The 21,669-nt window shown below is 72.5% G+C and carries 23 protein-coding genes; 9 read left to right on the top strand and 14 right to left on the bottom strand.

From position 1 onward, the window contains the following. The first annotated feature begins 46 nt into the window (after positions 1–46). Positions 47–1,027 carry a VWA domain-containing protein gene (locus OHS18_RS06775; protein WP_247051936.1) on the top strand — a complete coding sequence of 327 codons (981 nt, stop codon included), beginning with the start codon at positions 47–49 and terminating at the stop codon, positions 1,025–1,027. Between the two features lie 38 nt (positions 1,028–1,065). On the opposite strand, the gene OHS18_RS06770 is transcribed toward OHS18_RS06775, so the two are convergent. The 8 genes from OHS18_RS06770 to OHS18_RS06735 all read right to left on the bottom strand — a co-directional run bounded on the left by OHS18_RS06770 (position 1,066) and on the right by OHS18_RS06735 (position 7,685). Next, a complete protein-coding gene (locus OHS18_RS06770; protein ID WP_328616341.1) occupies positions 1,066–1,578 on the bottom strand; it encodes a hypothetical protein in 513 nt (170 codons plus the stop codon). Between the two features lie 23 nt (positions 1,579–1,601). After that, positions 1,602–2,069: a tRNA (cytidine(34)-2'-O)-methyltransferase gene (locus OHS18_RS06765; RefSeq protein ID WP_326949742.1), complete on the bottom strand. Its 468-nt coding sequence runs from the start codon at positions 2,067–2,069 to the stop codon at positions 1,602–1,604. 4 nt (positions 2,070–2,073) lie between these two features. Further along, positions 2,074–2,499: an acyl-CoA thioesterase gene (locus tag OHS18_RS06760; protein WP_328454955.1), complete on the bottom strand. Its 426-nt coding sequence runs from the start codon at positions 2,497–2,499 to the stop codon at positions 2,074–2,076. Between the two features lie 22 nt (positions 2,500–2,521). Beyond that, entirely contained in the window at positions 2,522–3,466 is a 945-nt protein-coding gene (locus OHS18_RS06755) for a TAXI family TRAP transporter solute-binding subunit (RefSeq protein WP_328616340.1), read from the bottom strand. Beyond that, the gene (locus OHS18_RS06750; RefSeq protein WP_328616339.1) at positions 3,463–4,851 is read right to left on the bottom strand and encodes a sensor histidine kinase; all 1,389 of its coding nucleotides are present in this window, start codon (positions 4,849–4,851) and stop codon (positions 3,463–3,465) included. Before OHS18_RS06750 ends, OHS18_RS06755 begins: the two co-directional genes overlap by 4 nt. 3 nt (positions 4,852–4,854) lie before the next feature. Continuing rightward, positions 4,855–5,523, bottom strand: a complete 669-nt coding sequence (locus OHS18_RS06745) for a response regulator transcription factor (protein WP_328616338.1) — start codon at positions 5,521–5,523, stop codon at positions 4,855–4,857. A gap of 7 nt (positions 5,524–5,530) precedes the next feature. Further along, a complete protein-coding gene (locus tag OHS18_RS06740) occupies positions 5,531–6,871 on the bottom strand; it encodes an MFS transporter (RefSeq protein WP_328616337.1) in 1,341 nt (446 codons plus the stop codon). A gap of 112 nt (positions 6,872–6,983) precedes the next feature. Continuing rightward, positions 6,984–7,685, bottom strand: a complete 702-nt coding sequence (locus tag OHS18_RS06735; protein ID WP_328616336.1) for a helix-turn-helix domain-containing protein — start codon at positions 7,683–7,685, stop codon at positions 6,984–6,986. A gap of 78 nt (positions 7,686–7,763) precedes the next feature. On the opposite strand from OHS18_RS06735, the gene OHS18_RS06730 reads away from it, so the two are divergent. The 3 genes from OHS18_RS06730 (at position 7,764) to fabI (ending at position 9,807) form a co-directional block, all read left to right on the top strand. Continuing rightward, positions 7,764–8,063 carry a hypothetical protein gene (locus OHS18_RS06730; RefSeq protein ID WP_328616335.1) on the top strand — a complete coding sequence of 100 codons (300 nt, stop codon included), beginning with the start codon at positions 7,764–7,766 and terminating at the stop codon, positions 8,061–8,063. Positions 8,064–8,296: 233 nt separating this feature from the next. After that, a complete protein-coding gene (locus OHS18_RS06725; RefSeq protein WP_328454967.1) occupies positions 8,297–9,001 on the top strand; it encodes a beta-ketoacyl-ACP reductase in 705 nt (234 codons plus the stop codon). A 38-nt stretch (positions 9,002–9,039) separates the two neighbouring features. Continuing rightward, positions 9,040–9,807, top strand: coding sequence for an enoyl-ACP reductase FabI (gene fabI / locus OHS18_RS06720; RefSeq protein WP_328454969.1), 768 nt, complete (start codon positions 9,040–9,042; stop codon positions 9,805–9,807). Positions 9,808–9,868: 61 nt separating this feature from the next. Here the strand turns inward: fabI and OHS18_RS06715 are convergent, their stop codons facing one another. Together OHS18_RS06715 and OHS18_RS06710 are read right to left on the bottom strand one after the other, a co-directional pair. Further along, positions 9,869–11,035: a Cmx/CmrA family chloramphenicol efflux MFS transporter gene (locus OHS18_RS06715; protein ID WP_328616334.1), complete on the bottom strand. Its 1,167-nt coding sequence runs from the start codon at positions 11,033–11,035 to the stop codon at positions 9,869–9,871. 69 nt (positions 11,036–11,104) lie between these two features. Continuing rightward, positions 11,105–11,686 (bottom strand): TetR/AcrR family transcriptional regulator, encoded by a 582-nt coding sequence (locus OHS18_RS06710; protein WP_328616333.1) that lies wholly within the window; start codon positions 11,684–11,686, stop codon positions 11,105–11,107. 87 nt (positions 11,687–11,773) lie between these two features. Here OHS18_RS06710 and OHS18_RS06705 point away from each other — a divergent pair, with 87 nt between their 5' ends. After that, on the top strand, positions 11,774–12,817 hold the full coding sequence (locus tag OHS18_RS06705) for a ferrochelatase (protein ID WP_328618737.1): 1,044 nt from the start codon (positions 11,774–11,776) through the stop codon (positions 12,815–12,817). Here the strand turns inward: OHS18_RS06705 and OHS18_RS06700 are convergent. After that, positions 12,814–13,572 (bottom strand): class I SAM-dependent methyltransferase, encoded by a 759-nt coding sequence (locus OHS18_RS06700; protein WP_328616332.1) that lies wholly within the window; start codon positions 13,570–13,572, stop codon positions 12,814–12,816. The genes OHS18_RS06705 and OHS18_RS06700 overlap by 4 nt on opposite strands. Positions 13,573–13,620: 48 nt before the next feature. Between OHS18_RS06700 and OHS18_RS06695 the strand changes: the two genes are divergently transcribed. Beyond that, the gene (locus tag OHS18_RS06695) at positions 13,621–14,193 is read left to right on the top strand and encodes a TetR/AcrR family transcriptional regulator (protein ID WP_328616331.1); all 573 of its coding nucleotides are present in this window, start codon (positions 13,621–13,623) and stop codon (positions 14,191–14,193) included. A 4-nt stretch (positions 14,194–14,197) separates the two neighbouring features. On the opposite strand, the gene OHS18_RS06690 is transcribed toward OHS18_RS06695, so the two are convergent. After that, positions 14,198–14,374: a hypothetical protein gene (locus OHS18_RS06690; RefSeq protein WP_328616330.1), complete on the bottom strand. Its 177-nt coding sequence runs from the start codon at positions 14,372–14,374 to the stop codon at positions 14,198–14,200. A gap of 60 nt (positions 14,375–14,434) precedes the next feature. Further along, positions 14,435–15,235: a hypothetical protein gene (locus tag OHS18_RS06685; protein ID WP_328454981.1), complete on the bottom strand. Its 801-nt coding sequence runs from the start codon at positions 15,233–15,235 to the stop codon at positions 14,435–14,437. A gap of 100 nt (positions 15,236–15,335) precedes the next feature. Here OHS18_RS06685 and OHS18_RS06680 point away from each other — a divergent pair, with 100 nt between their 5' ends. Both OHS18_RS06680 and OHS18_RS06675 read left to right on the top strand, forming a co-directional pair. Further along, entirely contained in the window at positions 15,336–16,736 is a 1,401-nt protein-coding gene (locus OHS18_RS06680; protein ID WP_328454983.1) for an ATP-binding protein, read from the top strand. Next, entirely contained in the window at positions 16,733–18,697 is a 1,965-nt protein-coding gene (locus tag OHS18_RS06675) for a vWA domain-containing protein (RefSeq protein WP_328616329.1), read from the top strand. The genes OHS18_RS06680 and OHS18_RS06675 overlap by 4 nt, the downstream gene beginning before the upstream one ends. Here the strand turns inward: OHS18_RS06675 and OHS18_RS06670 are convergent. Next, entirely contained in the window at positions 18,673–20,775 is a 2,103-nt protein-coding gene (locus OHS18_RS06670) for a tetratricopeptide repeat protein (protein WP_328616328.1), read from the bottom strand. The genes OHS18_RS06675 and OHS18_RS06670 overlap by 25 nt on opposite strands. Positions 20,776–20,901: 126 nt before the next feature. Between OHS18_RS06670 and OHS18_RS06665 the strand changes: the two genes are divergently transcribed. Beyond that, positions 20,902–21,660 (top strand): MerR family transcriptional regulator, encoded by a 759-nt coding sequence (locus tag OHS18_RS06665; protein WP_328454986.1) that lies wholly within the window; start codon positions 20,902–20,904, stop codon positions 21,658–21,660. Positions 21,661–21,669 lie beyond the last annotated feature (9 nt).

Here is a 21,669-nt window from a genome sequence, read left to right as displayed (position 1 = left end):
CCGCGCCTTCGGCGAACGCCGCACCGAGCGTCAGCGAGGTGGGCGCGTGAGCTTGACGGGTTTCACGGCGCCGTGGTGGTTCCTGCTGCTGATCGCCGTGGCCGCGGTCGCCGTCGGGTACGTCCTGGCGCAGCGGGCGCGCCGGAAGCGGACCATGCGGTTCGCGAACCTGGAACTGCTGGAGAAGGTCGCGCCGAAGAGCCAGGGCTGGGTCCGGCACGTGCCGGCGGTGCTGATCGTGCTGTCGCTGCTGCTGCTGACCGTGGCGCTGGCCGGGCCGACCGCCGAGCAGAAGGTGCCGCGCAACCGGGCCACCGTGATGCTGGTGATCGACGTGTCGCTGTCGATGGAGGCCACCGACGTCGCGCCGACGCGGCTGAAGGCGGCCCAGGACGCGGCGACGCAGTTCGCGCAGAACATGACGCCCGGGATCAACCTGGGGCTGATCTCCTTCGCGGGCACGGCGACGGTGCTGGTCAACCCGACCACCGACCGCAACGGCGTCATCAAGGCGATCGACAACCTGAAGCTGGCGCAGTCCACGGCCACCGGTGAAGGCATCTTCGCGGCCCTGCAGTCGGTGGAGAGCTTCTCCAGCGTCGTCGGCGGTGCCGACGGTCCGCCGCCGGCGCGGATAGTGCTGATGTCGGACGGCAAGCAGACGGTCCCGGAGGACCTCTACGCGGCCCGCGGCGGTTACACGGCAGCGCAGGCGGCGAAGCAGGCGGGCGTGCCGATCTCGTCGATCTCCTTCGGCACCACGCACGGCTCGGTCGACATCGAAGGCAAGGCCCAGCCGGTGAGCGTGGACGACGAGTCGCTGCGCGAGATCGCGCGCCTGTCCGGCGGCGAGTTCTACAAGGCGGCCAGCGCGGAAGAGCTGAAGAAGGTCTACGGCGACCTCGGCGAGCAGATCGGCTACGAGATCAAGGACGCCGACGCGAGCAAGCCGTGGCTGGTCGTCGGAACGCTGATCCTGATGCTGGGCGCCGCGGCCAGCCTGTTCTACGGCCAGCGGCTTCCTTGAGCGAGGGCGGCACTTTCACGTGAAAGTGCCGCCCTCCTTCAGGCGCGGCGGACGCCGTACAGGCTCCCCGCCAGGAGGGTGACGCCGGAGAGCGTGCCGCTGACGAACGGGACCCACGGCAGCGCCGACGTCCCGAGCAGGGCCAGGCCCACCACACCGAGCACCGTCAGGACCGCGCCGACGACGAGGATCGAGCGCGTCTTCCACGCCGAGGCCAATGCCACGAAGTGCAGCCCGACGATCGTGGCGATCCATGCGACGTTCGCCTGCACCGGCGCGTCGAGCAGGCTGAGCACGAAGAACCCGGCGATCAGCAGCACCACTTCGCCGATGACGATCACCCGGTAGCTCGGCCCGAACATCGGCCGGTCGTCCAACGTCGGCCGCCCGCCCGCGCGGAAGCCGACGACCACCACGGCCGCCAGCGCCAGAACCGCGAGGCCGCGCAGGATCCAGCCGGCCAGGGCGGGGAGCGGGTCACCGGAGTTGACCAGGACGAACACGGCACCGAACGCGGCGCCGATGAGCGCCCCCAGGAATTGCTGTCGCACCGGGCGAACCTACCGGACGCCGATCAGGCCTCCGGAACGGCGAACCCGTTCTGCCGCCAGGCCTCGTAGATCGCGATCGCCGCGGTGTTGGCGAGGTTGAGCGAACGACTGGTCGGCAGCATCGGCAGCCGCACCCGGTCGGTGACCTCGGGCGCCTGCTGGACGTCGGCGGGCAGGCCCACCGACTCCGGCCCGAACAGCAGGACGTCGCCGGGGGTGTAGGCGACGTCGGTGTGCAGCCGGGTGGCCGACGCGCTGAACGCGTAGACGTTCGCCGGCAGCAGGGCCTGCCACGCCGCGTCGAGGTCCGCGTGCACCCGGACCCGCGCGAGGTCGTGGTAATCGAGCCCGGCGCGCCGCAGCTGCTTGTCTTCCAGGGTGAACCCGAGCGGCTCGACCAGGTGCAGTTCGCAGCCGGTGTTGGCCGCGAGGCGGATCGCGTTGCCCGTGTTGGGCGGGATTTCGGGGTGGTAGAAGAGAACGCGGAACACCGGCTCAGCCCTCGGCCAGGAACTTGGCGTACTGCTCGCGCACGGGCGCCGGCGGCGCGGCCGGGCGGATCGTCGCCGGGTCGATGAAGACGTACCGCAGGGTCGCCTCGCTGATCAGCGCGCCGCCGCGGCGGATCTCGAAGTCGTGGACCATCGACGTCGTCCCGAGGTGCGTGACGAACTGCGCCACGACCAGCTCCTCGTCGTACCGGGCCGGCGCGCGGAACTTCAGGTTCGCCTCCGCGACCACGACGTCCGTGCGGTGGGCGAGGAACTCGTCGTGCGAACCGAACAGGGCCTTCTCCGCCTCGAACGCGCACATGTCCACATAGGCCATGTAGTGGGCGTTGAACACGATGCCCTGGCCGTCACACTCGTGGTAACGCACGCGCAGTGGCATTTCGACGATCGGCCGGCGGGGTTCGGTCACCGGGCCAATCTAGCGAGCGTCCTCAGCCGTGCAGCACGCGGTACGCGGTGGCCGCACCGGGCTGCAGCGGTACCGGCTGGGTGCCGATCAGCGTGCGGACGTCGAGGAACTGCGTGCCGACGGCTTCCGCGGGCACCAGGTCCGTCGCCCGCTCGACCAGCAGCCGGACCACCGCCGCGGCGACGTCGTCGGGCAGGGCGGGGGAGCAGACCAGCAGGTTCGCGACGCCGATCGTGCCCAGCGCGCCGACACCGCGGTAGGCGCCCTGGGGCACCTGGACCTGGTCGTACACCGGCCCGTACGCGGCACGCAGCGTGGGGACCAGGGCGTCGAGGGGGAGCAGCGCGATCGGCGTCGTGCGGGTGAGGTCCGCGAGCTTCGGGGTCGGCACGCCGCCGGACCACAGCATCGCGTCGACGTGCCGGTCGGCCAGGGCGTGGACGGCGTCGTCGAACAGCAGGTGCCGCGCGTCGACCGCGACACCCGCCTTCGCGAACACACGCTCGCCCAGCTGCGCCGCGCCCGACCCGCCCGCGCCGAGCGACACCGGGCGGCCCGCGAGGTCGGCGAGCCGACGCACCGGGCCGTCCGCGCGCACCACGAGCTGCAGGTAGTTCTCGTAGACGCGGCCGAGCGCGAGCAGCGGCACCTTCCCGGTGAACGGCGCGCCGCCGCCGAGCGCCGTCTGCGCGACGTCGGCCAGCACCAGCCCGAGATCGGCGCGCCCGCTACGCACGAGGTCGACGTTGGCGACGCTCGCCTCGGTCGGCACGGCGGTGGCGTGCAACAGCGGTTCGGCGCGGCCGAGTTCGGTCGCCAGCAGCTCGGCGAAGGCGAGGTAGAAGCCGCCGCGCTCGCCGGCGGCGATGGTGAGGGTCCGCTCAGGACCGGCGTAGCCGGACGACGAGCACCCGGCCAGGGCCAGGCCGAGCCCGCCGAGCAGGGCGGTGCGGCGGGTGAGCGTCATGGCACCTCCTCCGCGAGCGGCAGCGTGACGCGCACTTCGAGGCCGTGCGGCTCGGCCTGGCGCAGTGCGAGCACGCCGCCGCGGGTGCGCACCTGCTGGTGCGCGATGGCGAGGCCGAGCCCGGTCCCCCGGGGAGCGCCTTCGCCGCCGGCGCGCCAGAACCGTTCCGTCGCCCGCGCACGGTCCTCAGTGGACAGCCCGGGACCGTCGTCGCGGACGACGAGCGTCGCCGTTCCGCCGCCGGATTCCCAGTCCGTCGTGATCTTCGCGCCGCGGCCCGCGTAGTGGACGGCGTTGTCCAGCAACACATCCAGGATCTGCGCGAGCTCGCCTTCGGGGCAGCGGACGACCACCGGCTCGTCGTGCCCCGGCGGCGGGACGAGCGCAGCGCCCGCGTCGTCGGCGGCCGGGCGCCAGGCGTCGACGCGCTCGGCGAGCACGGAGGCGAGGTCGCACGGCTCGTCCGCGGCGCCGGCCGCGACCCGGGTCGCGGTGCTTTCGGCCAGGGCGAGCGCGAGCAGGCCGTCCAGCAGCTTCTCGAGGCGCTCGACCTCGGCCACGGTCGCCCGGTAGGTGGCGCCTTCCGCTTGGCCCGCCAGGGAATCGACACGCAGGCGCAGCGCGGCCATCGGGTTCCGCAGCTGGTGCGAGGCGTCGGCGACCAGCCGGTGCTGCTGGTCGGCGGCCTCCAGTACCGCCTCGGACATCCGGTTGACCTCGGCGGCCAGCGACCGCAGCTCCCGCGGCCCGGCCCGTTCCGGGACGTGCGCCCGGTGCCCGGCGGCGACGGCCAGCACGCCCGTCTCCAGCTCGTGCAACGGCCGCACCATCCACCGGGCCAGCAGCACCGCGAGCAGCACGAAGACGACGGCGACCAGCAGCGCGCCGGCGGCGATGGTGCCCCAGCGGGCGGCGACGTCCGCGGCGGCCGCCGTCACCGACGCCCGCAGCACGACGACCCCGGCGACCCGGGTGCCGGTGCCGACCGGGCGCGCGAAGTACGCCGGCTCGGTCGACAGCGGCCCGAGCCGGTCGACGCGCGGGCCGGGCTCGTTGCGCATGGTCGCCTCGACCAGCTCGTGGACGGCGGGGTCGGCGGCGGTCAGCCCGCCCGCCTGGACCAGCGGCAGGCGCCGTGCGTCGACGATGACGACACCTTCGCCGTACAGGTCGGCGTAGCGCGTCGCGTCGGCGGCGAGCGCGGCCGCGTCGCGGGTGTCGACCGCCTGCTGGGCCAGCACGACGAACCGGTCGACGTCGGCCGTGCGGGAGATGACCAGCTCCTGGGTGCGCTGCTCGGCCGTGGACAGCAGCAGCGGCACGGCGAACGCGGCCACCACCGCGAGCGCCAGGGCGACCAGGACCACCAGCAGGCGGGTGCGCATCGCTCAGTCCCGGCCGAGCCGGTAGCCGAAACCGCGGATCGTGGTGAGCAGGCCCGGCCGGTCGAGCTTCGCGCGCAACCCGGTCAGGTGGACGTCGAGCGAGCGCGAGACCGCGAGGTAGGCGTCACCCCAGACCTCGTCCATCAGCTGCTGGCGGCTGACCGCGGTGCCGGGGCGCGTGGCGAGCACCGCCAGGATCTCGAACTCCTTGGTGGTCAGCGCGACGTCGGCGCCGCCGACCCGCACCCGGCGGGCGGCCAGGTCGATCTCGACGTCGTCGACGCGCACGACGTCACCGGCCGGGGCGTCCCGGGCGACCGCGCGCCGCGCGACGGCGTCCATCCGGGCCAGCAGTTCCGCCAGCCGCACGGGTTTCGTGAGGTAGTCGTCCGCGCCCAGGCGCAGGCCGCGCACGACCGACCGCTCGTCACCGCGGGCCGTCAGGACGATGACCGGCACCGGGGAGACGGCGCGGATCTTGCGGAGGACGTCGAGGCCGTCGATGTCGGGCAGCCCCAGGTCGAGCAGGACGAGGTCGGCGTCGCGGTGGCGGTGCAGGGCGTCGGCGCCGCGGCCGACGCTGGTGACCGGATGGCCGCGCGCGTGCAGCGACTCGGCGAGCGCGCCGGCGACCCCGGCGTCGTCTTCGACGAGGAGCACGCGCACGGCCATCCCTTTCTCAGCGCTCGCCCGCGGCCACCGGTTCGGGCCGTTCCTCCAGCTCCGAGCTCTTCGAAGTCTCCCGCATTGTGCCGTAGACGATGAGGGAAACCAGGACGCAGCCCGCGACGTAGAAGAAGAACACGGACTCGTGTCCGGCGCTCTTCAGGGCCTGCGCGATCAGCTCGGCCGTGCCGCCGAAGATCGCGACGGTCAGCGCGTAGGGCAGGCCGACGCCGATGGCCCGGATCTTCGTCGGGAACAGCTCGGCCTTCACGATCGCGTTGATCGACGTGTACCCGGCGACGACCACCAGACCGGCCAGGACGAGGAAGAACGCGCCGACCGGGTTCCGCGTCGAGCCCATGATCGTCATGATCGGGACGGTCAGCAGCGTGCCGGCGATGCCGAAGAACAGCAGCAGCGGCCGGCGGCCGATCCGGTCGGACAGCTTGCCCGCGAGGGGCTGCAGGATCGCGGCCAGCAGGATCGCCGAGAACAGGATGATCGTGACCGTGCGGCGCGGGATGTGGGCGGTGTTCTCGAGGAACTTCTGGCTGTAGGTGGCGAAGGTGTAGAACGCCACCGTGCCGCCGAGGGTGAGGCCGACGACGAGCGCGATCTCCTTGGGGTACTTGGCCAGCGCGCGCAACGTGCCGCGATCCCCGGCCGCCGCGCTGCCCTTCTCCTTGGTGAAGCTTTCGGACTCGTCCATGCCGCGGCGCAGCCACATCACGCTGAGCGCGGCGACCGTGCCGACGCCGAACGCGATCCGCCAGCCCCACGCCGTCAGCTGCTGTTCGGTGAGCACTGCCTGCAGGATCAGTTGCAGCCCGAGGGCCAGCAGCTGGCCGCCGTAGAGCGTCACGTACTGGAAGCTGGAGTAGAAGCCGCGCTTGCCGGGAGTGGCCACTTCGGACAGGTACGTCGCCGAGGTGGAGTACTCGCCGCCGACCGAGAGGCCCTGGATCAGCCGGGCGACGAGCAGCAGGATCGGCGCGGCGATCCCGATCGTCTGGTAGCCGGGGGTGACCGCGATCAGCAGCGACCCGCCGGCCATGAGCGTCACCGACAGCACGAGCGCGCTGCGCCGCCCGAACCGGTCGGCGAACCGGCCGAGCATCCACCCGCCGAGCGGCCGCATGAGGAACCCGACGGCGAACACCGCGGCGGTGCCGAGGAACGCCGCCGTCGTGTCGCTCGTGGGGAAGAAGGACTTGGCGAAGTAGGTGGTGAACGCTGCGTAGGCGTACCAGTCGTACCATTCGACCAGATTGCCGATCGAGCCGCGCAACACGTTGCCGATAACGCGTTTCTCGTTCACGCCCGCGGCGCCGGTGCCGTTGATCCGGGTTGTCATCGTCGACCTCCTGTGTTGCGACTCACGGTGACCAACCGGGAGTGCGGTAGCAAGGCCGGGGGACGGTTCCTAACACCCGCTTAGGACACATCCGCGCATCGCCCGGGCCGGGCTACCGGCCCAGGACGGGCACCATCCGCGACAACAGGTAGGTGCACGCCCAGCGCGCCTCGGTGCCCTTCGGATCGATCGCACCCTTGGCCAGCTTCGGCGCGAGCTTCCGCGGCTCGGGGATCGTCGTCGGGTCGTCGGCGCCCTGGAGCGCGACCGTCCAGTCGAGCTGGGTCAGCCGCGAGATCTCGCTCGCGACGATCAGCCGGCGCACCTTCGGATCGTTCTCCAGCACGTGCACCACGAGGTCGGCGTTCTCCTGGCCCGGCAGCTTCGCGATCACGCTCACCGAGTTGGTCCGCAGCGTCGCGGTATCGCCCTCGACGGCCCACTTCCGGAACCAGTCGGCGGCTTTCCCGGAGACGACGCTGCCCAAGCTGACGTCGGTCCGGTGCGCCGTCGGCGTGTTCCGCAGGGGACCGGGGTCGCCTCGTTCGACCCCGGCGAGCAGCGCCGCCCGGCTTGCCTTGTCGACGATCAGCAGGTTCGAGTGCGTGATGTCCTTGCGCCACATGTCGACCCCCAGGACGTGCTCGTACGCCTCGATCAGGTCGACCGAAGCCGTGCGCCGACCGGTCTCGACCATGCCGAGCAGCGACTTGGAGAATCGGATCTTCTTCGCCATCTCGGTGAGGGAAAGGCCCGCGGCCTCACGTTCGTCCCGGAGCCGGGAGCCCGGCACGGTCGTCGGGGGTGTGGACACTCTGTGGACCCTTCGCGACTTAATCTCACTCGCTGTGCTGGCGATGTTACAGACATGCCGCACCGCCAGGGAGAAGTCGTGTCCGCAGTGATTCACATCGATCCTGATGCGATCCATCCCGTGATCGACGGGCTGTGGCACCGGACGTGGGTGCGCGGCATCCCGGTGCCTGGCGAGCCTTTGTCGATGATGTGCGGTGCCGAGGCTGTGGTGACGTTCGCGGCGCTGTCGGAACGCCGGGCACGCGGCGGCCCCACACCAGTGCCCGCGCTGCGAGGTCGTCTACCGGCGCGAACGCGGCATCGCGCCGAGCCCGGTCGCACGGCGGTGCTGAAGGCTCGCGCTGTGGTCTGCGTCGCACTGTCGCGGAAAGTGTAAGCAACAACGCACCGGCGGCCACGACGTCACGCTCCGTCGACCTACCGGCCGGTACCCGCCCGCCGCACTCACGTTCCGCTGGCCGGAGCGCGCGCTTGTCGTGTGGTGTTGCCGACACCCGGCTCCGATGACGGCGGTTACCTGCAGGTATGGCGGGCGTGGCTGCGCGCCCGGTGCGTGCTGCCGATAGCCTCTTGCCGTCACTCGCGCACGGTCGAAAGAGGGAGAAAGCTGTGGGACGGTCGGTCTTGGTCACCGGGGGCAACCGGGGTATCGGTCTGGCGATCGCCCGGGATCTCGCCGAACAGGGCCACCAGGTCGCCGTCACGCACCGTGGGTCCGGCGCTCCCGAAGGGCTCTTCGGGGTGCAGGCGGACGTCACCGACACCGAGCAGGTCGACGCGGCGTTCAAGCTCGTCGAGGAGCACCAGGGCCCGGTCGAGGTGCTCGTGTCGAACGCCGGCCTGACCGACGACACGCTGCTCATGCGGATGAGCGAGGACCAGTTCGAGCGGGTCGTCAACGCCAACCTGACCGGCGCCTACCGGGTCGCCAAGCGCGCCTCGCGCGGCATGCTGCGCGGCAAGTGGGGCCGGTTCGTCTTCATCTCCTCGGTCGTCGGCCTTTCCGGCTCGGCGGGTCAGGCGAACTACGCGGCGAGCAAGGCGGGCCTGGTCGGCTTCGCGCGTTCGCTCGCCCGTGAGCTGGGCTCGCGCAACATCACCTCGAACGTCGTCGCGCCCGGCTTCGTGCACACCGACATGACCGACGAGCTGTCCGAGGACCGCAAGAAGCAGATCCTCGCGCAGGTGCCCTCCGGCCGGTACGCGGAGCCGTCGGAGATCGCCGCCGCCGTGCGCTACCTGGCCTCGGACGAGGCCGGCTACGTCAACGGCGCGGTGCTGCCCGTCGACGGCGGCCTCGGCCTCGGCCACTGAACGTCTTCAAAGAACCCGAACCAAGACCTGGAGGACCTGTGCCCGGACTGCTCGAAGGCAAGCGCCTGCTGATCACCGGCATCATCACCGACGCCTCGCTCGCCTTCCACGCGGCCAAGATCGCGCAGCAGGAGGGGGCGAAGGTGGTCCTGACCGGCTTCGGCCGGATGTCGCTGGTCAAGACCATCGCGAAGCGGCTGCCCGAGCCGGCGCCGGTGATCGAGCTGGACGTCACCAACCAGGAGCACCTGAGCGGCCTCGCGGACAACATCCGGGAGCACGTCGACGGCCTCGACGGCGTGCTGCACTCGATCGGCTTCGCGCCGCAGAGCTGCCTCGGCGCGCCGTTCCTCGACGCGCCGGCCGAAGACGTGAAGGTAGCCGTGGACGTCTCGGCGTACTCGTTCATGTCGCTGTCGAAGGCGTGCCTGCCGCTGCTGGGCCGCGGCTCGTCGATCGTGGGCATGGACTTCGACGCCCGCGTCGCGTGGCCGGTCTACAACTGGATGGGCGTCGCGAAGGCCGCGCTCGAGTCGGTCAACCGGTACCTGGCCAAGGAACTGGGCCCGCAGGGCATCCGCGTCAACCTGGTCAGCGCCGGCCCGATGAAGACCATGGCCGCGAAGTCCATCCCGGGCTTCTCGGACCTCGAAGACGGCTGGGGCGACCGCGCGCCGCTCGGCTGGGACAGCTCCGACCCGGACCCGACGGCGAAGAGCGTCTGCGCGCTGCTTTCGGACTGGCTGCCGGCCACCACCGGCTCGATGATCATGGTCGACGGCGGAGTCCACGCCCTCGGCATCTGATCGTGGTCGGTGAAGGCCTCCTTACCGGCTCTTATGGCCGGGAAGGAGGCCTTCACGGCTTTCAGGCCGCGACCGGGACCGGCCGCCGGTCGTCGGCACGCTGGACGGCGACCGCGACCGTGAGGGCGACGACCGTCGCCGCGCCGAGGGCGATGCCCGTCCACGCGACGCTCGGGAAACCCAGCCCGGCGCCGATCGCGACTCCGCCCAGCCACGGGCCGACCGTGTTGCCGACGTTGAACGCGGCCGTCGTGCTGGCGCCCACCAGCGTCGGGGCGTTTCCGGCCACGGCGTAGGTGCGCACGTTCAGCGCCGGGTTGGCGCCGAACCCGGCGGCCCCGAAGACGAGCACGGCCGCGACGGCGACCACCGCGTCGGTCGTCAGGGCCAGCACGAGCAGGGCCGCCAGCGTCAGCCCGATGCAGCTGTAGAGCGTGGCGAACGGGTGCCGGTCGGCCAGCCGCCCGCCGGCCGTGATGCCGATGAGCGCGCCGACGCCGAACAGCGCCAGGACGCCCGGGACCCACGCCTGGGGCAGGCCGTCCGTCTCGGTCAGCAGGGGAGCGAGGTAGCTGAACGCGGCGAAGATCATGGCCTGGCACAAGGCGATCACGCCGAGCGCGAGCCAGACCCGGCCGCGCCGGTAGAGCCGCAGCTCGGACCGGACGCTCATCCCGCCGCCGGTCGTTTCGGGCACCAGGGCGGCCACGCCGGCCGCCGCGAGCAGGGTCACCGCCGCGACCGCCCAGAACGCCGTCCGCCAGCCCGCGTGCTGCCCGATGAACGTGCCCGCGGGCACGCCGGCGACGTTCGCCACGGTCAGCCCGCCGACCAGTGCGGCCATCGCGCGGCCGCGCCGCTCGACCGGCACCAGCGCGATCGTCGTGGCGACACCCACGGCCCAGAAACCCGCGCAGGCGAGCGCGGCGACGACCCGCGTCGCGAACAACAGCGCGTACCCGGTGGCGAGCGCGCCCACGACGTGCGCGCCGAGGAAGACCGCGAGCAGCACCAGCAGCGTCCGGCGACGCGGGAGCCGCAGGGTGGTGATCGCCAGCAGGGGCGCGCCGATCACCATGCCGATGGCGAACGCGGAGATCAGCAGGCCGGCGTCGGGGATGCTCACGCCGAGGTCGGCGGCCATGCCGGGGAGCAGGCCGGTGATCATGAACTCGGACGTGCCCAGCGCGAACACGCTGAGCCCGAGGACGAAGACGGCCAGGGGCACGGGTCCTCCTAGGTTGTGGATCGATTAGTACAAAATTCGGGCGGGGTTCTGTCGAAAGTGGCCCGGGGTTCAGGCGACGAGAGCGGACAGCGCGAGATCGGCGACGGCGTACATCGCCTCGCGGCTGGTGCCGCGCCGGGACATCACCTTCAGGCCGGTGACGGTGTTGAGGACGAACTGCGCGACGTCGGCCGGGTCCCGGCCGGGCCGCAGGCTGCCGTCGAGCACGCCTTCCCGGGCGCACTCGGTGAGCATCGCCAGGTTCCGCTCGGTGTCGTTGCGCAGGGCGGCGCCGATGCCGTCATCCGGCATGCCGAGCTCGGCGAGGGTGTTCACGACCAGGCAGCCGCGGCGGTCGCGGTCGAGTTCGCTGTCGATGGTCGTGGTGAGGAGTGCGGTGAGCCGTTCGGCGGCCGTGCCCGGTCCGTCGAGGAGCGCCTGCCGGGCCGTGAGCTGGCTGTCCGTGTAGTGCGTCAGCGACCGCTCGAACAGCGCTTTCTTGCTGGTGAAGGTGTTGTAGACGCTGCTGCGGCCCAGCCCGGTGGCCTCGCACAGGTCCTGTGTGGACGTCGCCTCGTAGCCGTGTTCCCAGAACGCGTGCATCGCGCTGTCGACGGCGGCGGACTCGTCGAACTCCCGTGGCCTGGCCATGGGATCACCGTACCAGGGTTTTGGACTGGTCGATTCATAACGGGCCCGCGTCAGCGTGCGGGGCGCCACAGCGGCAAGATGACGGAGGTGGGATACGACGCGTTGCTGTGGCTTTCGTTCGGCGGTCCGGAAGGGCCGGACGACGTCATGCCGTTCCTCGAGAACGTGACCCGGGGCCGGGGGGTGCCGCGCGAGCGGCTCCTGGAGGTCGCCGAGCACTACCAGCACTTCGGCGGGGTGTCGCCGATCAACAAGCTGAACCGCGACGCCATCGCCGCGGTCGAGAAGCAGCTCGCGGCGGCGGGGGTGGAGCTGCCGGTGCACTTCGGCAACCGCAACTGGTACCCGATGGTCGAAGACACCCTGAACGAGCTGACGGCGGCCGGCGCGCAGCGGATCCTGGTCTTCCCCACGAGCGCCTACGGCGGCTACTCGGCGTGCCGCCAGTACGACGAGGACATCGAACGCGCCCGCGCCGCGGTCGGCGAAAATGCCCCCGAAATGGTGAAACTGCGCCAGTTCTTCGACCACCCGCTGTTCGTCTCGGCGATCGCCGACGGCGTCCGCGCCGCCCACGCGTCACTGGGGAACGTGCCGGGCATCCGCACGGTTTTCACGGCGCACTCGGTGCCCGACAGTGCGGACAAAGCGTCCGGCCCGCCGGCCGAAGGCGGCCGCCGCTACTCGCGCCAGATCGCCGAAGCCGCCCGGCTCGTCGCGGCCGAAGCGGGCGTCGAGACCTACGACGTCGTCTGGCAGTCGCGGTCCGGGCCGCCGCAGGTGCCGTGGCTGGAGCCGGACATCGTCGACCACATCGACGCGCTGCACGCTTCGGGAGTGCCCGGAGTGGTCGTTTCGCCGCTCGGGTTCGTGTCGGATCACCTCGAGGTGATCTGGGACCTGGACAACGAAGCGGCCGAGCGGGCGGCGGAACACGGCATGGCGTTCGCCCGCGCGGCGACCGCGGGCAGCGACCCGCGGTTCGCCGAGCTGGTGGTGGAACTGATCCGCGAGCACACGCACGACGTGGCGCCGCGCAAGCTGTCGTCGTTCCCGGCGGGCGGCTGCACGGTCAACGGCGCCCCGTGCGCGATCGGCTGCTGCGAGCCCGCGAAGCGTCCCGGGCGTTAGTTCTTGCGCCCCACCAGGTGGAAGACGCGGCTGAGCCGGCGGTAAGGATCGCGCCGGCCGGCTTCGAGCTCGACCGCCGCCACGCGTTCGGTGTCGGCCGGGTCCAGCTCGGTTCCGCCGAGGTCGAGCCAGTCGACGAAGTGCCAGACTCCGTACCACTGCAAGGGTTCCACGCCGCGGCTGCGCAGTGACCCGCTGAGTTCGTCGACGGTGTCGGCGCGTGTCGGCAGGCCCAGGACCCCGATCTCGGTCTTGGTGCCGAACGCCGCCAGCGCGTCCTCCCACCGTCGTTCCATGGCCGGGCGCACCGCGGCCGCGTCGGCGTTGCCCGCCATGATCGAGACGAGCCCGCCGGGCGCGACGCACCGGCACAGCTGGTCGAGGACCGGTTCCGGGTCTTCCAGATACCCGAGCACCCCGTGGCACAGGACGGCGTCGAAGCGCTGCCCGCCCACGGCTTCCTCGGCGGCCGCGCCGTCGGCCTCCACGAGCGTCACCGAGTCCGGTAATCGACGCCGGGCCTTGTCCAGCATCGCCGGCGACGGATCGAGCAGCGTGACGTCGTACCCGGCGCGGGCCAGCGGGAGCGACTGGTGTCCCGCGCCGCCGCCGACATCGAGCACACGACCCGGCGGGGCCGGCAGGTGTTCCAGCAGCTGGCGGTGCAGCACATAGGTGCGCACCCGCCCCTTCACGGTGGCGTAAGCGCCGTCGGCGAACTGGTCGGCCAGTGCGGCCCAGGTGTCCTCGACCATGGGGCGCACGGTATCAGTTAGTAGTTAGTAACTGGTAACTTAGTCGCCGTGGCCACACGCATGAGCGGAACGGAACGGCGGACCCAGGTCCTGGGGATCGCGGCGGGCGAATTCGCGAACCACGGCCTGCACGGCGCCTCGGTCGACGCGATCGCGCACGAGGCCGGCATCACGCAGGCCTACGTGTTCCGGATGTTCGGGACCAAGAAGGCGCTGTTCCTGGAGCTGGTCGGCGCGGCCTTCGACCGGTTCAGCGACGGCATGGCCGAAGCCGCCGAGGGGGCCGAAGGGCTGGACGCGCTGACGCGGATGGGCGCGCGCTACCACGAATCCCTCGCCGACCGCACCACGCTGTTGCTGCAGCTCCAGGGTTTGGCCGCGTGCGGCGACAGCGAGGTCCGCGACCTGGTGCGGACGCGGTTCGCCCGCATGTGGGACACCGTCGCCGATCCGACGGGCCTCGACCCGGTGACGGTGAAGTCGTTCCTCGCCTTCGGCATGCTGCTCAACACCGCGGCCGCCCTCGACGTTGACGACGTGGCCGAGCCGTGGGCCGAGGGCGTGCGCACTCGGATTCAGCCGGGGCTCTTCGAGCACATCACCGCCGACACGAACGGCTGAGACGTCAGCCTTCGCGGGCCGTCTGCTCGGCGAAGACCCGCACGGCTTCGTTGACGGCGGCGCAGCGGGCGATCCGTGTCGTGTCAGACTGCGGCAGCGTCGCCGGCGCGAATCGCTGGAGGTCGGCTTTCGCGGGCGGTCTGTTCGGCGAAGACTCGCAGGGCTTCGTTGGCTGCAGCACGTCGGGCGATCCGTGCCGTGTCCGGCTGCGGCAGCTTCGCCAGCACGAATCGTTGACGGGTCAGCCTTCGCGGGCCGTCTGCTCGGCGAAGACCCGCACGGCTTCGTTCACAGCGGCACAGCGGGCGATCCGGACGGCGTCCGACAGCGGCCGCAGCGCCTGGGCCCGCAGGTTCGACGCCGACGCGGACAGGGCGCCGCCCGGGTCGTCGGTCTCGGCGATCGCCAGGATCGCCGCGATCTCCTCGGCGCGTTGCAGCACTCGCAGCGCGCGGCCCGGGGTGCCCGCCGGCCAGTCGACGTCCGGGCGGGAACGCAGGTGCGCCGACAGTTCCGCGCGCACTCCCGGCCGGTCGCTGGCGACGTTCAACGTCTGCAGCGCGCCGGCGCTCGCGCGGATCGCGTCGGTCAGGCCGTGTTCGGCCTCGCCCAGCGCGAGGTACTCCGGCGGGGCGGCCAGCGGGACGAGCGAGAACACCGTCCAGCGCACCAGGCCCTCGGCGACCGGCTCCGGGACGATCCCGAAGCCGAGTTCGGGCAGCACCACCGCGTCACCGGCGCGCAACGCCGCCTCGGTGAACGGCCCGCCGCCCCCGAGGCCCCGGACATCACCCGGGACGGGGAGGACCAGCCGCATGCTTTTCGCTCCCTGCGAACGCAGGGCCATCAGCAGTTGCACCGGGGTGGCGGCCCGGTTGAAGGCCAGCGGGAGCTCGAACGCCTCTGCGGCGGCCGCGTCGGCGGCGACGACGTCGTGCGCCTCACCCCACGCGAGCAGGGCGTCGAGCACATCGTCGGATGCGGCGGCTCCGTTCAGCCACGCGCTGGACCAGACGGCGAAGGTCGCACTGGGTCGGCACACGACGCCCTATTTTACCGGGCCGCTCCACAACCCGGCAGTGCGCCCACGCTGGAGTCGCTCCACATCGACGGGCCGCCGATCCGGCAGTAGCGTCGAACGGGTGAACGTAGTTCCAGACGCTCTTCCCCGCACCGCCGGGGCCCTGCGCGCGGCCGGCACGTACGAGCCGCGCCCCATCGCGCAAGAGATCCACGACAACCTGCTGACCGCCCTCCGCTCGGGCGAAGACGCCTGGCCGGGCATCGTCGGGTTCTCCCGCACGGTCCTGCCGCAGCTCGAACGCGCGCTGCTGGCCGGCCACGACGTCGTCCTGCTCGGCGAGCGCGGTCAGGGCAAGACCCGCCTGCTGCGCACCCTCTCCGGGCTCCTCGACGAGTGGACGCCCGTCATCGAGGGCTCCGAGCTCGGCGAGCACCCCCTGCAGCCGATCACGCCCGCGTCGATCCGCCGCGCGGCCGAACTCGGCGACGACCTGCCCGTGGCCTGGCGCCACCGCTCCGAGCGCTACACCGAGAAGCTGGCCACGCCGGACACCTCGGTCGGCGACCTGATCGGCGACGTCGACCCGGTGAAGGTCGCCGAAGGCCGCAGCCTGGGCGACCCCGAGACCATCCACTTCGGCCTGGTCCCGCGCGCCCACCGCGGCATCGTCGCCATCAACGAGCTGCCCGACCTCGCCGAGCGCATCCAGGTCGCCCTCCTCAACGTGATGGAGGAGCGCGACATCCAGGTTCGCGGCTACACGCTGCGGCTGCCCCTGGACGTCCTGCTCGTCGCCACCGCGAACCCCGAGGACTACACCAACCGCGGCCGGATCATCACCCCGCTGAAGGACCGCTTCGGCGCCGAGATCCGCACGCACTACCCCCTGGACGTCGAGTCCGAGGTCGCCGTCGTCCGGCAGGAGGCCCACCTCGTCGCCGAGGTCGGCGAACCGCTGCTGGAGGTCATCGCCCGGTTCGTCCGGAACCTCCGCGAATCGCCGGTCATCGACCAGCGGTCGGGTGTTTCGGCGCGGTTCGCCGTCGCGGCGGCCGAGACCGTCGCGGCCGCGGCGTTGCGACGTTCGGCGCTGACCGGCGAAGAGCCCGCCGTGGCCCGGCCGGTCGACCTCGACGCGGTGCCCTCGGTACTGCGCGGCAAGATCGAGTTCGAACCGGGTGAGGAAGGCCGCGAGGTCGAGCACCTCGTGCACCTGCTGCGCCGGGCGATCGCCGAGACCGCCCGCGACCGGTTCGCCGGCCTCGACCTGCGCCCGCTCGCCGACGCGGTCGCCGACGGCCACCTCGTCGCCACCGGTGAGCGGGTCCCGGGCGAAGACGTCCTCAAGGCCCTGCCGGAGCTGCCGGTCCTGCACGAGGTCGCCGCGCGCGCCGGCGTCTCGCCCGACGAACCCGCCGGCCGGATCGCGGCCGCCGTCGAACTCGCCCTCGAATCGCTGTTCCTGGCGCGGCGGCTCGCCAAGGACTCCGACGACACGACCACCGTCTACGGCCGATGACCGCGGTCCCGCTCCCCGACGGCTACTCCTACGGCCCGTTCCACGACGGGCCGGACCCGCTCGCGCCCCCGGCCGACCTGCGCGACGCGCTCGACGAGATCGGCCGCGACGTGATGGCCGGCTCGTCGCCGCGGGCCGCGCTGGAGGAGCTACTGCGCCGGGGCACCGACCGCACCGCGGGGCTGGACGAGCTGACCAGGAAACTCTGGCAGCGCCGGTCGCAGATCCAGCGGCGCAACAACCTCGACGGCACCCTGCGGGAGGTCCAGCGCCTCCTGCAGGACGCCCTCGACGCCGAGCGCCGCGACCTGTTCCCCGACCCGGACGACGACGCCCGCTTCCGCGAGGCCCAGCTGGACGCCTTGCCGCCCGGCACGGCCGCGGCCGTCAACGAGCTGTCCGAGTACGACTGGCGCTCCGAGCAGGGCCGGGAGAATTACCAGAAGATCCGTGACCTGCTCGGCCAGGAGCTGATGGAGTCGCGGTTCCAGGGCATGAAGCAGGCGCTGCAGAACGCCGGGCCCGAGGACGTCGAGCGGATCAACGAGATGCTCTCCGACCTCAACGACCTCCTCGCCGCGCACGCCCAGGGCGCCGAAGACATCCAGGAGCGCTTCGACGACTTCATGGGCAAGCACGGCGAGTACTTCCCGGAGAACCCGCGGAACGTCGAAGAGCTGATCGACGCCCTCGCCGCCCGGTCCGCCGCGGCCCAGCGGATGCTCAACTCGATGTCCGCCGAGCAGCGCGCGGAGCTGGCCGAACTGACCCAGCAGGCGTTCGGCGACCCGCGTCTCGCGCAACAGCTGTCCGAGTTGGACGCCCAGCTGCGCGCGGCCCGGCCGGGCGAGGACTGGACGTCGTCGGAACGCTTCCGCGGCAAGAACCCGCTCGGCATGGGCGAAGGCGCCCAGGCGATGGCCGACCTCGCCGAGCTGGACGCGCTGGCCGAGCAGCTGGGCCAGTCGTACCCCGGCGCGAGCTTGGACGACATCGACCTGGAAGCGCTCGAGAGCCAGCTCGGGAAGGACGCCGGCGTGGACGCGCGGCGACTGTCCGAACTGGAGCGTGAGCTGCGCCGCCAGGGCCTGTTCGAACGCGCCGCCGACGGCTCGCTCCGGTTGTCGCCCAAGGCGTTGCGGCGGCTGGGCGAGACGGCGCTGTCCGACATCGTGAACGCGTTGCGCGGCAAGTCCGGCGATCGCGAGACCGAGTCGGCCGGCGCGGCGGGCGAGCCGACCGGCGCGTCGCGGCCGTGGCGGTTCGGGGACATGCAGCCCTGGGACGTGCCGCGGACGATCCGCAACGCCGTGCTGCGCTCGGTGTCGGTGGGGGAGTCTTCGGTCCGGCTGGACGTCGAGGACGTCGAGGTGGTCGAGACCGAGCACCGGTCCCGCGCCGCGGTGGCGCTGCTGGTCGACACGTCGTGGTCGATGGTCTCGGAAGGCCGCTGGCTGCCGATGAAGCGCACGGCCCTGGCGCTGCACCAGCTGATCAGCACCCGGTTCCGCAACGACGCGCTGCAGCTGATCACGTTCGGCCGCTACGCGATGCCGGTGGAGCTGCCGGAGCTGGTCGGGCTGGAGGGCGCCTGGGAGCAGGGCACCAACGCCCACCACGCGCTGCTGCTGGCCGGGCAGCACCTGCGGCGCCACCCGGACGCCCAGCCGGTGGTCCTGATGGTCACCGACGGCGAGCCGACCGCGCACCTGGAACCGGACGGTGAGGCGATCTTCGACTACCCGCCGCAGCCGCAGACCCTCCACAAGACACTGTCCGAAGTGGACCGCCTGGCGAAACTGGGCGCGTCCGTGACGGTGTTCCGCCTCGGCGACGACCCGCGGCTGACGGCGTTCGTGGACGTCATCGCCCGCCGCTCGGGCGGGCGGGTGGTGGCCCCGGACCTCGACGGCCTGGGCGCCGCGGTGGTGGGCGACTACCTGCGCACCCGGCGCCGCTGACCCGGCTCCGGCAGGTCCGCGAGATCCTTCGCGGCCTGCCGGGTGTACGGGTGATCCGGCCCCAGCACCCGCCGGTAGTCGGCGGCGACGGAGGTGAGCGTCTCCCGGCCGGCGGGGCCCTGCGCCAGGCCGAGATTGCGCCGGGCGTTGAGCGTGGCCGGGTGGTCCGGGCCGAGGATCCTCGTCCGGTCGCGCACGGTCCGTTCGAACAGCTTCAGCGCTTCCGCGGACCGGCCGTCCGCCAGCAGGGCCCGGGCCAGGAACAGCCGGACCCGGACGGCGCCGAGGTCGTCGCGCTCGGACGCCAGCTGTCGCAGCAGGCGGATCGCCTCGTCGAGACGGCCCGCTTCCTGGTGGGCCACGGCCAGCCACGGCGAATCGGCCGCGTGCAGTGTCACGGCTTCGGCGGCGCGACCCGCCCGGGCGCACGTCCGGGCCAGGTCCTCCCGCGCCTCGGTCGTGGCCGGATGGTCCGGGTCGTGCACCTGGAGGTGCTGCCGCAGATTCTCCTCGAACACCGGTACGGCCACCCCGGCGAGGCCGGCCGAACGGAGCGTCCGGCCGAAGCTGCCGCGGGCGCGCAGCGTGACCCGGTGGCCCGCCCCGAGGACCCGCGCCGCGTGCTCCAGGGTCGCCTCGTGCACCTTCAGCGCGCGGTCGAGCTGCCCGGCTTCCTCGTACGCGACGCCGAGGGCCTCGCCCGCGGCGAGCGTGGCTTCGGCGTCGGGACCGAGCACCCGGGAGCGGCGCTCGAGGATGCGCTCGGAGAGCGCCACCGCCTCGTCCGGGTGGCTCACCGTCCGGAGTGCCCGCGCGGCCCGCTCGGTGCCGGGGTGGCGTGGTTGCAGGTAGGCGTCGTGATCGGCGAGCACTTCCCGGCCGAGGGCGCGTGCCCGCGCGAAGTCGCCGGCCGCGGTCAGCTCGCGCACCGATCGGCGTCGTAGCCGCATGACCCGCGCGAGCCGCGGCGCGGCGTCGGCCGGGAGGAGCGCGCGGAAGTGCGGCCACAGCGCGCCGACGTGCCGGGAGACGTCACCGTCCGGGTCGTCCAGGACAGCGCACGCCCGGTCCAGCGTCGGCGCCAGGCGGTCCTCGGCGTGCAGCCGGCTCAGCAACGCCCGCCGGGTCAGGTCGTGCATGATCACGACGTCGCCGCCGACGTCGAAGCCGATCAGCGACGCCTCCGCCAGCGCCCCGAGCACGGCGTCCACCGCGACCGGATCCGGCCCGAGCCGGTGCACCAGGTCGCGCCGGACCCCCGGCGCGACCAGGGCCAGGAACTCGGCGACGCCGCGGGCCCGGCCGTCGCGGGCCGCGACCACGCGCAGTGCCTCCAGCACGGTGTCCTCGGCACAGCCCGGTTCCCGGTCGGCCAGTGTGGGCGAAGCGTGCGGCAAGCAGTCGACGTAGGCCGCGAAGTCCTTGTGCTGCCGCTTGAGCACGCCTCCGGCCTGGGCGAGCGCGAGCGGCAGGCAGCCCAGCTCGCGGACGAGGCCGAGCGCGGCCCCGGCGTCCCGGCCCGACCGGGCGCGCAGGTACCCGACCGCCTCGGCCTCGTCGAACCCGCTCACCGCGACCGTGCCGCCGAGAACCTCGAAGTCCGGCACGGCCGTCGTGATCAGCACCCGGGCCCGCGCGGGCAGCCAGCGGTTGAGCGCGTCCGGGTCGGTCGCGCCGTCCACCACCACGACCGGCCGGTCCGCGGCCGCCAACCAGGCCAAGCCGGTGCGCGCGGTCGCCTCGGCGTCGACGACGACGTCCGCCGCACCGGCCCGCCGGGCTAGTTCGGCGTACGCCGGCACGATGTCCGCCTGATCGGCGATCCAGACCACAGTGGACTCGGCCGCGGCGGCGCGGGCGTACGCGGCGGCGAGCTGGGTCTTCCCGGCCCCGCACGCGCCGAGCAGGACGCAGAACCCGCCGTCGTCGAAGGCCTCGTCGATCTTCGCCAGCAGCCGGCCGCGCCGCACGTACGGTGCCGGCTCGGCCGGAACGGCACCCAGCACGACGCGCGGCCCGGCCCGGGTGGCCCGGGCCGGCCGCAAGCGGGCGGCGAGCGCCGTGACCAGGGCCTTCATCGAGCCAGGTTAACCGCGCGGGCGGCGCGGGGCGGGCTACGGAAGGGTGACGCTTGACCCTGACGTCGCGTGAGGCACCACCGTGGTCTTCGCAAGGGCCACAAGGGCCGCAGAGGAGGGGAAACGATGGGGCATCCCGTGGGCAAGGTCGCCACGCTGGCCGGGGTCACCGTCCGGACGCTGCACCACTACGACGAGATCGGCCTGCTCCGCCCGAGCGGGCGGACGTCGTCGGGGTACCGCAGTTACGACGACGACGATCTCGACCGGCTGCAGCGCATCCTGTTCTACCGGGAGCTCGGGTTTCCCCTCGAGACGATCGCGACCCTCGTCGACGACCCCGGCATCGACGCCGACGCGCACCTGCAGCGGCAGCGGCAGCTGCTGGTGGCGCGCATGGGCGAGCTGGGGCGGATGGTCGCGGCCGTCGATCGTGTGATGGAGGCGAGAGCCATGGGCAACGCGTTGACGCCCGAGGAGAAGTTCGAGGTGTTCGGTGGCTTCGAGGCACCGGACGGGTACGCGGAGGAAGCGGCGCAGCGCTGGGGCGACACGCCCGAGTGGCGGGGCGCGGCGGCACCGTCCAAGGAGGACCTGGCCGCCGGCGAAGCGGCGCGGCAGGACTGGGTGGGCCGGCTGAACGCCGTCCTCGACGCCGGGGCCACGGCGGACAGCGCCGAGGCGATGGACCTGGCCGAGGAGCACCGGGCGATGCTGGGCCGCGTGATGGGGGAGTGCTCGTACGAGACGCAGCGGCGGATCGGTGAGCTGTACGTCACCGAACCGGTCCAGCTGGCCTTCCTGGTCCGCGAGGACGAGCAGCGGCCGGGCGCCGGCGTCTTCGTCCGGGACGCCATCACGGCGAACGCGGCTCGCCGGGGCTAGGCGCTGCCG

The organism is Amycolatopsis sp. NBC_00355 (assembly GCF_036104975.1).
Classification (GTDB): domain Bacteria; phylum Actinomycetota; class Actinomycetes; order Mycobacteriales; family Pseudonocardiaceae; genus Amycolatopsis.
The sequence above is the reverse complement of the archived record's forward strand: the minus strand, read 5'-3'. Positions and strand labels throughout refer to the sequence as shown.